Raw genomic sequence first — 13,961 nt, forward strand, 5'->3', positions numbered from 1 at the left:
CCGTTATAATATTCTTTATTTTTGGCTCTATAAAAGCAATCTTTTCTATGCAAAATTTACCATTGGTTTCTGTTATCTGTTTATGTTACAATCATGAGAAATTTGTAGTTGAAGCATTGAATTCGGTTTTAAACCAAAGCTATCAAAACATTGAACTAATCATTGCAGATGACTGTAGCAATGACGATTCTAAAAAAGTTATCGTAGATTGGCTTAAAGACCATCCAACGTTTCAGTTTATTTCAAGCAAAACTAATTTAGGAAATACTAAAACATTTAATAAAGCATTACAATTTGCAAAAGGAGAATATATAATAGACTTGGCAGCTGATGATGTTTTATTGAAAGACTGCATTGAAAAACAGGTGAATGCTTTCTTAAATTCCAACAAAAAAAACCTTGCCATAGTTTACGGAAATGCAGAGGTAATATCTGAAAATAATAATCACATTCGCTATTATTACGAAGTTGATACAGAAAAAAAAGCATTAAAAAAGCCAGCGTCTGGAGATATTTATTTGGCCATGTTAAGCCAAAGCAGCATGATTTGTTCTGTCTCTTCAATGATGAAAAGAGAAGTTTTGGAACAACTTACTGGTTATGACGAAAATCTTGCTTATGAAGATCTTGACTTGTGGATTAGAGCTTCTAGAAATTACAGTTTTGAATTTGTTGATTCTATTTTGGTTCAAAAAAGAGAAGTTAGCAATTCTCTAGGAAATCAATTTTATAAAAAGTTTAATTCGCGAACCAGAAAAATAAACCATTCCTCCTATTTGGTCATAAAAAAAGCAATTGCATTAAATAAAACTAAAGAAGAAGACAAAGCGCTAATGAAAAGACTGCATTTTGAAATGGAAAAAGCGTATAGAACACGAGATGTTTGGTTATTTATAAAATATATCCCTCTTGAACTAAAACTTCGATTTTAAAACAAGCTCTTTCTAAAGTAAAAAACTAATACTAGAAGATAAACTAAATTTTGAAAAGCATAAGCAATTACAACACCTTCAATTTGAAATTCTCTTATAAAGTATAAACTAGAAAAATATAAAACTGATAAAGAAAAGAATTCGGTTAAAATAAACATCATAGTTTTTCTTTTTGCAAAGAATTGGTAGCCCAAGATTAAAGCGCAAACTTTAAAAACATCGCCCAAAAGCTGCCAAAAAAACAAATGTGCTACTGGTAAAAACTCTTCTGTAAAAAGAAATTGAATAACAAAAAAGCGACTAAAATAAAGTACTGCCAACGCAAATATAAAAACCGGCAAAATATATTTATAGTACTGAAAAAAAATACTCTTAGTTTCCTGATTATTTTGGGCTTTGGATAATTTTGGCAAAAAATAAACGCTCAAAATTGCACTGATAAACATTAAGTAATAGCTCGAAATACGTATCATCGTTTCCCAATATCCAGCTTCTTGTATTCCTAAATCTTGAATAATATGGTTTCGAATTGCGAGAAACACAAAAGGGCCAAAAACAGAAGAAACCAGCGTCATTAAAGAATAAGCTGAAAGATTTTTCAAAACTTTGAAATCGAAGACATCTAATTTTATAAATTGAAAAATCTGAACCTCTTTTTGAACCAAATAAAGCGTAATAAAAAACAGCAATGCTGGCGCAATTATAATTGCCATTAAAGCACCTGTAGTCTTAAATTCTAAAATCAAAAAAACAGAAGTCACAAGACCAATAAGGTTTCCGATGATATTAATACTAATTACTTTTTTAAACCTGCCTAAACCATTGATTACAGCTATAAAAAATACAGAAAGCCCATAAGTTGGTAAGACGAACGATAAAACTTTAAAAACAATTAAATATTCCGCGTTATCTCCAAAGATCTTTTCATTCAAATAAGAAGCCGAACAAAACAGAATGATGCTTAAGAGAATTGCAACTCCTATTAGAGAAATAAAAACGGTTGAAATTATTTTTTGAAGTTCAATTTTGCTTTTTTCGCCTTCAGCAGTATATTTTACAATTCCATTTTGAAAACCTAAAGTGGAAATATTTTCCAATGACGTCAAAAAATTACGAAGATTTCCAACAAGAGCCATTCCGCTTGGCCCAACAAAAACGGCTAATATTTTTGAAGTTATTAATCCAATTCCGATTTTTAAAGCAACACTTAAACTGTTTAAAGAAGTGATCTTAAACAAACTTGTTTGAATTATTTTTCTATAAAAATTCAAATTAGTATTGATTTAAAATTTCAATAATATAATTCACTTCAGATTCTGTCAGAACTGGGCTTATAGGCAGACTTAAAACCTCATTATGAATCTTTTCAGTAATAGGAAATGATAAGTTATTCCAGTCTGAAAAAGCTTTTTGCTTATGTGGAGGAATCGGATAATGAATTACCGTCTGAACATTGTTTTGAGCCAAATACTCTTGAAGTTTTTCTCTGTTTTCTGTTCGAATTACAAACAGATGAAAAACATGATTGTTGGAAAAATCCCAAAACGGCAATACTATTTTACCGTTTTTAATTTCAGACAAATAACGTGTTGCAACTGCTCTTCGCTTTTCATTATCAGAATCTAAATTTGGTAATTTTAGATTCAAAAACCCAGCCTGCAACTCGTCAAGTCTTGAATTTACACCAACATATTTATTATGATATTTCTTTTCAGAACCATAATTTCGAAGCGAAAAAAGGACTTTTGCTAAGGCTTCGTCATTTGTTGTAATTGCTCCACCGTCACCTAAACAACCTAGATTTTTTCCTGGGTAAAAACTGTACGCTGATGCTGATTTTAGATTATAGATTTTAGATTTTAGATTTTCGTTCGGTTGGAATTTGGAATTTGAAATTTGAGATTTTTTAATTCCATGAGATTGTGCAGCATCTTCTACAACAATCAAATCATGCTTTTCTGCAATCTCATTTATTTTTTGCATTTCGGCCAATTGTCCGTATAAATGAACTGCTAAAATGGCTTTTGTTTTTGAAGTGATTTTTTCGGGAATTAAATCTGGATTTATGTTGTAAGTTTCTAATCTTGGTTCGATCAAAACAGGAACTAAATTGGCTTGTAAAATGGCTAGAATACTAGCAATATATGTATTTGCTGGAACAATAACCTCATCGCCTTTTTTGAGTTTACCGAGTTCGATGTAACCTTTAAATATAAGAATCAAGGCATCAAAACCATTTCCTACTCCAATGCAATATTTTGATTGGCAGTATTCAGCAAATGCTTTTTCAAATGTTTCCAATTCTTTTCCTAAAATATACCAGCCGTTTTCTAAAACCGATTTCAGTTTTTCCTGAAAAGCGGTTTCATACGGTTTGTTTATTTTTTTTAGGTCTAAAAATGGTATCACTTTATTTCTATTTTATAAAAATCCTGATTGTAAACAGTACAGCCTAATTCTTCTTTCTGCGCTAAAAGTCCTTGGTTATAACCCAATTCATTTTCTTCGCCCACAATTCCCATATCAAAAAAATGCTTCCCTTTTCGTTTGTATTTATGAATCAGGTTAATGAATAAAAAATCTAGTGCTCTAAATTCTTCTCCTGTTTTTGAAGTGGCGCCGTATTGTGATTTTACAATATTTTTGGTTTCAAAAATTGTTATTCCTGCTATAATTTCATCATTTCCGTAAGCAGCATATTGTCTTATATTTTTCGGAAATTTAGATTTCAAAAACGCAATTTCTTCTTTGGAGTGGACTGGTTTTACATTAAATTTTTCTGCTAGTCTTGGCTCCAAAATTTTTTCCCAAAAAGAATCAAAATTTTCTTCTTCAAAAATATCTAAATCTAGATTTTCAATTCTTCTAAAATGTTTCATTTTGCTTTTCGAAATCTTCAAAGGAACTGTCAGATTAACTGCCAGATTCATTTCTTTTCGTTCTAAAACTGCTCCCCTTTTCAACAGAAAAAAGTCTATTGCCGCGTTTCCTTCTGAAAAATAAAAATCTGGAATTGGCCTATAATAAAAAGTTTCAATCTTGTTTTCTTTCAAAAAAAACAAAATCTCATCTAAAATTAATTCAACTTTAGATGCTTTCATTTTTGGCAAATAAACCAATCCTCCATAAGTAAGTCCTTGATGCGAATAAATAGCATTTCCTTTTTTATTGGCTGGAAGAATGGCACGCAATTTTTCATCTTCGAAAATTAAAAGCGAAAAATCTTCAAAACGATCTTTGTGGTATTCCATAAAATCGCGATGAAATAAAAATGTAGCGTTTTTAGACTGTGCGACAAAATTATTCCAGATAGGATAATCAACTTGAGAATACTTTTTTATAATGTATTTCATATCTATTTGTGATCAAATGCTTTTAAATGCCATTTATACTTAACTGCCATTAATCTAACCACAATAATCACAAGAGAAGTAACTAAATATATGATATCGTCATTTAAATTTAGCTTCCTCAATCCAAAAAATACCATCCCGCCCAAAATACAAATCGTTGCATAGATTTCTTCTCGAAAAAGGTTTGGAATTTCATTACATAATATATCTCGTATTACACCGCCAAAACAAGCTGTCATAGTTCCTAATGCAATACAAATTGCGGGATGAAGTCCCGTTACAATTCCTCTTTCTAAACCTATTAAAGTAAAAACTCCAAGCCCAATTGTATCAAAAAGAAACAATGAGGTTCGAAGTTTGTCGAATCTTTTTCTGAAAAGAATCGCTAGAAAAAATCCTAAAATAATCACATACACATATTGCATGTCGCGCATCCAGCCAACAGGAGTTCTTCCGATTAAGACATCGCGAAGCGTTCCGCCTCCAACGGCAGTTACAAATGCAATGATAAAAACCCCAAACGGATCTAGTTTTTTGTGCATTGCAGTTAAAGCGCCAGACATGGCAAATGCCATTGTCCCAATAATATCAAGTAAGTGAAACATTTTTTTTTGAGTTGCAAAGATGTAAAGGGTCAAAGTTACAAAGTTGTGACGAATAATCTTAACAACTCTCGCTCATAAAAACGTTCCTTATTTTTTCACGTAAATCGGACTTCTTTTTAATAAATAAGAAATAGAATCCATCCAACCGTCTTTTACAGCCAACAAAGGTTTACGGGTTTGCGAGTAAATCTTATCGGTGTTTCTGTACATGTCAAAATAAACGGTATAGTAATAGTACTTCTGATCGTTTGCTGTTGTTGTAGAAATGTCGTTTGTAGTTACTTTTTTGTTATTGTTGCTCACTTTAGCATTTCCGCTGTTATAAGTAGTCGCTGTAGTTCCTGTTCCAATGGTATAGGAAACTTTTGCGGCAACAATATTATCAACTCCTAATATTTTTTCAAGATCTTCTATTGGCGTTTCGTCAATATTATTGTGATCAATTCCAGCTTTGTGCAATAAACTATTTGTTGTTCTTAAATCCTGAACCGTTAACGGAAAAATGTTCGAAGATTTATCCAACAATTTGTTATATAAATCATTTTGAGCAAATTTTGCCATATCTTCAGAACCTTGCTGATTATCTGCATTTACATAAGGAATTGGCAATACCGCGATTGTATTGTGTTTCATATCTGCACTCGCCACACTTTGAGAATCATTCTCAACTGGAGTACTTGTACTTGAAGAAATATCAAAAGTTTGAGATCTTCCGCTTGCAAAATCGATTTTGGCAATTTGTGAAACGTCCAGCGAGATTTGAACGGTTTCGCCTGGAAGAGAATATTCTACTGTTTTATCAGACATTTTTAGAACAGTGCATTCAATAATCTGATAGTCTCTTTTTATAATTTTATCTAATTTTTTTCCGCTTTGGGCAAAACTAACACAAGCAGATAATAGCACTAGTAATACGAGAAAAGCCTTTGTAATTTTCATTGGATTGGAAATTTATGAATTAATTATCTATATATAAATTTACAAAGAAATTTTAAAAAATTATCAGTAAAAACCATAAAAATTCAATAATTCCTCAAAGAAAAAAATTACATGTTTTGCGTGTAAAAATTATAGTCTTTTAAAATCACTCTAATAAAATCATTATTGTTTCCAGATTGATTTTTAATTCCTGTCACACTTTCGATTTTTGCAACTAGTTTATAAATAATTTCATGATCATTTTTAGCTGCCGCTTTTTGATAGGTTTCTTTAATAATACGCATATCATTGTCTGAAAGCTTAATCACGAGAGGATATGTAGGCACATAAGATTCTCCGATGTCTTCTAAAATCGTATGGCTGATGTTGATTTTATTCTTTAAAGTAATCACTGCTGTTCCTGCTGCCATATCGCCCAATCTCTGTGATTTCTGACTTGTAATAACTGAAATAAGCCCAGGAAGTCCGAAAAAAGTAAAAAAGTCAATTACTCTAAAAAACCATCGAATTAAATAGTCTCCAAAACCAGCTTGATAACCGTCAATTTTAACGACTTTAATTTTTAGTATTTTTTTGCCAAGTGACTGACCTTCAAAAACACTTTCTAAAACCAACGAATAAATTATAACTGGAGAATACAATACTAAAAAAATCGCACCACGAGACCAGCCATCCAAATTAACCATCAATTTTTCCAGTTGAAGCCAATCAAAAAGTATTATTGAAAGTGCTGTTATATAACAGATTACAATAAACAAATCGATAAAAAAAGCACCTAGTCTTTCGCCAATCGAAGCAGCAATAAAATTTATTTTGACATTTTGTGTCGTATTAATAGATAATTCTGACATATTTCATATTTTAGCCTACAATGAGAGAAATCGCCTTTATAAAACAAAATAGAGAAAAATGGCTCGAATTTGAGCTGGCAATTTTCGGTAAAGCTAAAAAAAATCCTGATGAATTAGCAAATTTGTACATTCAAATGATGAATGATTTGTCGTATGCCCAAACGTATTATCCTAAAAGTAAAACGGTTGTGTACCTCAATCATCTTGCTTCTCAGATTTATCAAAAAATTTACAAAACCAAACGCACCGATCAGAATCGGCTTATAGATTTCTTTAAAATCGAAGTCCCTTTATTGGTTTACGAATACAGAAGGTATTTGGTTTATGCATTTGCCTTGTTTTTTGTTACCGTTTCTATCGGAGTTCTTTCTGCTCGTTATGACCGTGATTTTGTACGTCTCATTTTAGGCGACGATTATGTAAATATGACTTTAGAAAACATCAAAAAAGGCAATCCGATGGCCGTATATGGTTCGGGCAGCAATTGGGGAAGTTTTATTGGCATTACGGTCAATAATCTTTTTGTAGGTGCGAGATGTTATTTCTACGGAATTTTTGCAGGAATCGGAACTTTTAATGTTTTTCTTCAAAACTGTATTATGCTTGGTTCTTTTCAGTATTTTTTCTACGAACAAGGTGTTTTCTGGAAAAGCGTTCGAGGAATCTGGATTCACGGTTCTATGGAAATCTTTGCCATAGTAATCGAAACTACAGCTGGATTTATTTTAGGTGCTTCCATCCTATTTCCTAAAACTTTTTCTAGATTAAATTCTTTTAAACTCGGTTTCAAAAACAGCTTTAAAATATTCTTAAGCACTTTTCCTTTCACCATAAGCGCAGGATTTTTAGAAGGTTTTATTACACGATATTCAATCGATATGCCCAATTGGCTAAGCAGTTTTATTATCTTATTGACACTGGCAATAATTTCGTTTTACTACTTGATATACCCTTTTATTGTACACAAAAAAATAACTTCAAAACCAATTCATTTATAATGTTCGAGCTTTACAGAAAAAGACAATTAGGTGATAATCTAGGCGATACTTTTACTTTTTTCAAAAATTACGGAAAGAACTTTTTCAAGATATTTTTTATTACAAATGGAGCATTTTTACTTCTTTTTGCCATAGTAATTTATACGCTCCTTAAAGTCAATTTTGAACATATCCAAGAATCTGGTCTTGAAAACAATCAATTAAAAAGCGATCTTCTTGAATACTTCAATCATAATGAAGGATTAGTCGTTGCATTGATATTTATCTGCGTTTTTTTATTCTTTATCATGTCATTGTTTAACTATGCTTATCCGGTTTTATATTTAAAATTGATCGCTGCTGGCAAAGAAGATCTTGAAGTGAATGATCTCTCGGCAAGTTTTTTTAAAGTTCTTTTTAAATTAATAAAATTCAGTATCGGCTATTTGTTTTTAGTTTTTCCGGTTTTAATAATTGCCTTAATCATCTTGTTTTTTCTGTGCTTTATTATTATCGGAATTCCATTGATAATGATTGCATTACCAGCATTATTCACCTTTTTAAACCTGCATTTTTACAGTTATCTGACAGAAGACAAACGTTTTTTCGAATCTCTAAAACACGCTTACGATTTAGTAAAATTAGATTTTTGGAATACCATTGGAACGACTTTTATTATGATGATGATAATGCAATTTGTTCAGTTTGCTATAACAATGTGTTTATACTTTGTGGGTATGTTTATTGCTTTAGCGTATTTAATTGGCAATTCTGCTTCAAACCATACAAATTCTATTGAACCTTCGCCGTTATTGATAGGTTTTATAACGATTGTCGTAATTGTGCTAATAGTTCTTGGCAACATTTTCAACAACATCATTATAGTGAATCAGGGAATGATTTATTATAGCTTAGAGTCAGGAGACAAACAAGAATCGAAAGCAATTGATTTAATTGGAGATACTACAAATGAATAGATTTGTTATTATTTTATATTTTCTTTTCTGCTTGAGTCCATTATGTGCTCAAGATACTCTGATTAAGGAAGATCCGCCAAAAATTATTGGAATTAAATATACCGAAAAAGATATCAAAGTAGATTCTGGAACGGTAGAAGCCAGACATTTTGAAAAGGATTTCAAGAAAAAATATACCGATAAGGACTTTGTTTACGAATACAAAGAACCAGAAAAAAACTGGTGGGATCATTTTAAGCATTGGCTCGCTAGGCAAATTGCCAATTTGTTTAATTTCGGAAGTGTAAAATCATCTCTAAACTTTGTTTCAATTTTGTTTAGAATAATTGCCATTCTGGTAGTTGTTATCTTGATTTATTTTATTGTCAAGGCATTAATCAAAAGAGAAGGAATGTGGATTTTTGGAAAGAATGCAGATAAAAGAGCTTTGTTTTATTCTGATGCCGAAAAAAACATCCATCTTTTAGATTTTGAAAAACTTATTAAAGAAAGCATCGAAGCAGGCGAAAAAAGAATTGCCGTTCGATATTATTATTTATGGCTTTTGAAAGTAATGGCGCAACATCATTATATTGAATGGGATATCGAAAAAACCAATTCCGATTATTTGTACGAACTGCATAATCCTGCTCACAAGGAAGAGTTTACTTATCTTTCTTATCTGTACAATTATATTTGGTACGGCGAATTTGAAATTGACGATACAACATTCAGAAAGACAGAAAATAGATTTAAAAAAGCATTAAAAACCTTTGGTAATGGATAATAAAATTAAAATATACATTGCTATTCTGGTTTTAATTTTCGGAATAACATTACTTGTAGACAAAGGACAGCCAAAACCTATTGATTGGACTCCAACGTATTCTGTTGAAGATAAAATCCCATTCGGATTATACGTTTTCGACCAAGAAGCTGATGCTATTTTTAAGCAGAAAGTACAAAGAATTTCTACTCAGACGCCTTATGAATATTTGGATTCTCAATATAATTCTAATGAGAATGCAGAATCCTATAAAATCAAAGGCTCTTTCATGAATATTTCTGAAGTCGATAATATTGACGAGGGATCAATGCGAGAAATCTTAAATTTTGTTTCTCACGGAAATAATGCTTTTTTGAGTATGAAAGTGTTTCCGAAAGTTTTGCTAGACTCTTTGAAAATTGAACTGAAAACCGATTTTATGCCCAATGACAGCATTTCGGTTTGGATGGCTAACAAAAAAGTAAGCGCAAAAAAATATACTTTTAATACTGGATTGAGTGATTATTTTTCGAAAATAGATACTTTAAACACAAAAGTTTTAGGGTATCAAATGAACCGTAAAAAGGAAAAGCAAGTCAATTTTATTGAAGTTCCTTATAAAAATGGCTATCTCTATCTGCATACGCAGCCAGTGGCTTTTACCAATTATAATTTGTTGAAAAAAGATTATTATCAGTATGCCGAAAATGTACTTTCTTATATTCCGAAAGGAAATATTTTCTGGTATAATAAGACTTTAAATGATAAGAGAATTTCAAGTTCTCCGCTACGTTACATCTGGAGCCAACCCGCTTTAAAATCAGCTTGGTATTTAGGTTTAATCGGAATTCTTATTTTTATGATTTTTAATGCAAAACGAAAACAGCGAGTTGTTCCGATCATAAAACCATTGCAGAATCTAACTGTTGATTTTACCAAAACAATTGGAAACTTATATTATCAAGAAGGAGATCATACCAATATTATTGATAAAAAGATCATTTACTTTTTAGAAAAAATTAGAACCGATTATCTGCTTGATACAACCAAACTCGATGACGATTTTATCACCAAATTACATTATAAAACAGGAAAAGATGAAAAAGATATTCGCGATGTGGTTCAGTTAATCAATGACCACCGAAATAGTTATCACGGAAGTCTGGAAGAAGATTTAATTAGAATAAACACAGCAATAGAAAAGATTTTACATTAACCAGAAATATTAAGCCACAGATTAAAAGGATTAAAAATGATTTTTTTTTTATTAAAACTCTTTAATCTGTGTTAATCATTTTAATCTGTGGCAAAAAAAATAAAAAACATACCAATTATGGACGACATCAATACAACATCAAGCGAAATCACAAATGAAAATGTGAATTTTGAAACTAGAATCAACTTAGGACCTCTTTTAGATCACGTTAATACGATCAAAAAAGAGATTGAAACTGTAATCGTAGGACAGCACAAAATGGTAGATCAGCTTTTGGTTGCTATTTTGTCCAACGGTCACGTACTTTTAGAAGGTGTTCCAGGAGTTGCTAAAACAATTACGGCTAAATTATTGGCTAAAACCTTAAATATTGGTTTCAGCAGAATCCAGTTTACTCCCGATTTAATGCCTTCTGATATTTTAGGAACTTCTATTTTCAATCTGAAAAATTCAGAATTCGAATTCAAAAAAGGGCCTATTTTTTCTAATTTGATTTTAATTGATGAGATTAACCGTGCGCCAGCAAAAACACAAGCCGCTCTTTTTGAAGTAATGGAAGAACGCCAAATTACAATTGACGGTTCTGCTTATCAACTAGAAGCGCCATTTTTGGTTATCGCAACTCAGAATCCTATAGAGCAAGAAGGAACTTATCGTTTGCCTGAAGCACAATTAGATCGTTTCCTTTTTAAAATTACGATTGATTATCCAAAATTGAACGAAGAAATTTTAATTATCCAGAGAGAACATTCGTTGCAAGATCATGGAAAATTAGATGCTATTAAAACGATTCTTTCTGCAGAAGAAATTAAAGAATATCAAGGTTTGGTAAAACAAATTAGGGTAGAACAAAACTTACTAGAATACATTGCTAGAATTGTAGTAAATACTCGCGAAAATGCCTTTTTATATTTAGGTGCTTCACCTCGTGCTTCTATCGCGATTTTGAATGCGGCAAAAGGTTTTGCTGCAATCCGCGGACGCGATTTTGTAACGCCAGAAGATATTAAAGAAGCAGCAATTCCAGTTTTACAGCACCGTGTTATTGTAACGCCAGAACGCGAAATGGAAGGCATTTCTAGTCCAGAAATTATTAAACAGATTATTGAAACGGTAGAAATACCTAGATAATTGTGAATTGTGAATTGTGAATTGTGAATGGTTAATGATGAACAAACTTAAAAGCTAAATTGTCACCCTGAGCGAAGTCGAAGGGCGCAAAGGGCTTCGGCTCCGCTCAGCCTGACAAAGAAGAGCAAAACCTGAAACCAGAAACTTGAAACTAAAAACTATAAAAAATTGAAACCGTCTAAACTTCTTATATCATTCTCTCTACTATTGTTGATTGCTTTTCAACCATCAAATGCTGCTTTTTTAAAAGACAAAAAAGATTCTTTTTATTTCAAAAATGACAAACAGGAAATTGAAACTTTAGTAAAGAAATTGTATGAATGGGTTGAAACTAAAAATAGCAATAATGACTTCAATCCTCTTGCAAATAAAAAAGGAGATAAATACATTGGCTTAGATTTAAACTCACATAAAAGAAGATTGGAAGAACTGAAGAAAACCAATTTCTTTTCGCAGCAGTTTTTAGACAATTACAATAAAATTGCTTTGAGAATAGATTCTAATCTTAAAACAAAAAAAATAGAATGGTTTGAGGGAGAATTGCCTCCTTTTGGAAATGATTCTAATCCGTGGTGCAATTGTCAAGACAATCCAGAAAATTATTGGAAAACTATGACGATTAATCATTTGAAGATTGAAAACGACAAAGCTTCTTTTGATTGGACTTGGTCGTGGAAAGGCGATTTTAAATACAGAGTCAAAACCATTAAAGAAAACGGAACTTGGAAAATTGCTTCTTTAGAAGGTTTTGATTTTAATGACTTCACCAAAATTTATTAGAAAAACATAAAACCGAGAAAACTTGAAATTCATAAAAAGTCTATATCTGAACAATTTCTTTTTCTATGTGCTCATTGGCATTATAGGATTGTTTGTCTGCGCTTTTATTTTTCCGAACATGTATCACGCAGTATGGCTACTCGTTTTAGGTTTAATTACTTTTTTAGGACTTGATATTTTGCTTTTGTACTTGGCACGAACAGGACTTGAAGCTGAAAGAATTACACCCGAAAAATTATCAAACGGAGATTTAAATCCGATAAAAATTAATTTAAAAAACCATTATACTTTTCCTGTTTCGGTTAAGATTATTGACGAGATTCCGTTTCAATTTCAGATTCGAGACTTCAAAATTGTAAAAACAATAAAAGCCACGACACAAAAAGAAATTGGATACGACCTTCGCCCGACAGAACGCGGAGAATATCATTTTGGTTCTTTGAACATTTATGTTTCTTCGCCCTTAAGACTCGTTTCAAGAAGATTTATTTTCAATAATGGTCAAATGGTTCCGACGTATCCTTCATATATTCAGCTAAGAAAATATGATTTGATTGCTTTCTCAAACAATTTATTTCAATACGGAATCAAAAAAATACGCCGCATTGGCCATACAATGGAGTTTGAGCAGATTAAAGAATATGTTCAAGGCGACGATTTACGAACTTTAAACTGGAAAGCTACAGCAAAAAGAAATTCATTGATGGTCAATCAGTTTCAGGACGAAAAATCACAATCTGTTTATATGGCAATAGATAAAGGGCGCGTTATGCAAATGCCTTTTGACGGATTAAGTTTATTGGATTATGCGATTAATTCGGCTTTGGTTTTATCCAATGTCATTCTGAAAAAACAAGATAAAGCAGGGCTTTTTTCTTTTTCTAAAAAAGTAGAAAACAGAGTTTTTGCCGAAAGAAGAGGCTCGCAAATGCAGAAAATCCTCGAAACTTTGTACAATGTAAAAACCGATTTCTTCGAAAGCGACTACAGCAGATTGTACGTTGACATTAAGAAAAACATCAATCAGAGAAGTTTAATAATTCTGTACACCAATTTTGAAACCATGGACGGTTTAAATCGTCAACTTCCTTATTTAAAAGGAATTGCCAAAAGCCATTTATTGGTTGTGGTTTTCTTTCAAAACACTGAACTGAATTCAATCATAAATAAAAAAACAGCAACAATTCAGGAAGTTTACGACAAAGTAATTGCCGAAAAATTTATGTTCGAAAAACGATTAATTGTAAACGAATTGAAGAAATACGGAATTCATTCGGTTTTGACACAACCCGAAAATCTTACGCTTGACGCAATTAATAAATATTTGGAGATTAAGTCGAGAGGGATTTTATAGGCGTTTTAATCTGTTAACTTAAGGTTATTTTACAGATTGGCTTTACTGTTATCTTTATTATTAATTTAGTTTTGAAAGAAAATAACAATCTTAGTACAACA

Annotated in this window: 14 protein-coding genes; 8 read left to right on the forward strand and 6 right to left on the reverse strand. The window is 31.5% G+C overall.

Annotated features, from left to right (window positions below; genetic code table 11):
* Positions 1 to 47: 47 nt before the first annotated feature.
* Complete coding sequence (locus tag DMB71_RS08495; protein WP_111365275.1) at positions 48 to 932, forward strand: glycosyltransferase; 885 nt, start codon at positions 48 to 50, stop codon at positions 930 to 932.
* Here DMB71_RS08495 and DMB71_RS08500 read toward each other — a convergent pair.
* The 6 genes from DMB71_RS08500 to DMB71_RS08525 form a co-directional block, all read right to left on the reverse strand.
* Positions 929 to 2,170: an O-antigen translocase gene (locus DMB71_RS08500; protein WP_111365477.1), complete on the reverse strand. Its 1,242-nt coding sequence runs from the start codon at positions 2,168 to 2,170 to the stop codon at positions 929 to 931. The genes DMB71_RS08495 and DMB71_RS08500 overlap by 4 nt on opposite strands.
* Before the next feature lie 34 nt (positions 2,171 to 2,204).
* A complete protein-coding gene (locus DMB71_RS08505; RefSeq protein WP_111365277.1) occupies positions 2,205 to 3,341 on the reverse strand; it encodes a DegT/DnrJ/EryC1/StrS family aminotransferase in 1,137 nt (378 codons plus the stop codon).
* Positions 3,338 to 4,285, reverse strand: a complete 948-nt coding sequence (locus DMB71_RS08510) for a FemAB family protein (protein ID WP_111365278.1) — start codon at positions 4,283 to 4,285, stop codon at positions 3,338 to 3,340. Before DMB71_RS08510 ends, DMB71_RS08505 begins: the two co-directional genes overlap by 4 nt.
* Positions 4,286 to 4,287: 2 nt before the next feature.
* Positions 4,288 to 4,890, reverse strand: coding sequence for a trimeric intracellular cation channel family protein (locus DMB71_RS08515; RefSeq protein ID WP_111365280.1), 603 nt, complete (start codon positions 4,888 to 4,890; stop codon positions 4,288 to 4,290).
* An 87-nt stretch (positions 4,891 to 4,977) separates the two neighbouring features.
* The gene (locus DMB71_RS08520) at positions 4,978 to 5,829 is read right to left on the reverse strand and encodes a hypothetical protein (protein WP_111365281.1); all 852 of its coding nucleotides are present in this window, start codon (positions 5,827 to 5,829) and stop codon (positions 4,978 to 4,980) included.
* Between the two features lie 107 nt (positions 5,830 to 5,936).
* Positions 5,937 to 6,680, reverse strand: a complete 744-nt coding sequence (locus tag DMB71_RS08525) for an RDD family protein (protein ID WP_111365283.1) — start codon at positions 6,678 to 6,680, stop codon at positions 5,937 to 5,939.
* A 20-nt stretch (positions 6,681 to 6,700) separates the two neighbouring features.
* Between DMB71_RS08525 and DMB71_RS08530 the strand changes: the two genes are divergently transcribed.
* The 7 genes from DMB71_RS08530 (at position 6,701) to DMB71_RS08560 (ending at position 13,860) form a co-directional block, all read left to right on the forward strand.
* Positions 6,701 to 7,678: a stage II sporulation protein M gene (locus DMB71_RS08530; protein WP_111365284.1), complete on the forward strand. Its 978-nt coding sequence runs from the start codon at positions 6,701 to 6,703 to the stop codon at positions 7,676 to 7,678.
* Entirely contained in the window at positions 7,678 to 8,634 is a 957-nt protein-coding gene (locus DMB71_RS08535) for a hypothetical protein (protein ID WP_111365286.1), read from the forward strand. Before DMB71_RS08530 ends, DMB71_RS08535 begins: the two co-directional genes overlap by 1 nt.
* Positions 8,627 to 9,400, forward strand: coding sequence for a DUF4129 domain-containing protein (locus DMB71_RS08540; protein ID WP_111365287.1), 774 nt, complete (start codon positions 8,627 to 8,629; stop codon positions 9,398 to 9,400). Before DMB71_RS08535 ends, DMB71_RS08540 begins: the two co-directional genes overlap by 8 nt.
* Entirely contained in the window at positions 9,393 to 10,595 is a 1,203-nt protein-coding gene (locus DMB71_RS08545) for a DUF4350 domain-containing protein (RefSeq protein ID WP_111365289.1), read from the forward strand. Before DMB71_RS08540 ends, DMB71_RS08545 begins: the two co-directional genes overlap by 8 nt.
* 117 nt (positions 10,596 to 10,712) lie before the next feature.
* Entirely contained in the window at positions 10,713 to 11,726 is a 1,014-nt protein-coding gene (locus DMB71_RS08550; RefSeq protein WP_111365290.1) for an AAA family ATPase, read from the forward strand.
* A gap of 168 nt (positions 11,727 to 11,894) precedes the next feature.
* Positions 11,895 to 12,506 (forward strand): hypothetical protein, encoded by a 612-nt coding sequence (locus DMB71_RS08555; RefSeq protein ID WP_111365292.1) that lies wholly within the window; start codon positions 11,895 to 11,897, stop codon positions 12,504 to 12,506.
* A gap of 22 nt (positions 12,507 to 12,528) precedes the next feature.
* Positions 12,529 to 13,860: a DUF58 domain-containing protein gene (locus DMB71_RS08560; RefSeq protein ID WP_111365293.1), complete on the forward strand. Its 1,332-nt coding sequence runs from the start codon at positions 12,529 to 12,531 to the stop codon at positions 13,858 to 13,860.
* Positions 13,861 to 13,961 lie beyond the last annotated feature (101 nt).

This window comes from Flavobacterium tistrianum, from assembly GCF_003254545.1.
GTDB lineage: Bacteria > Bacteroidota > Bacteroidia > Flavobacteriales > Flavobacteriaceae > Flavobacterium > Flavobacterium tistrianum.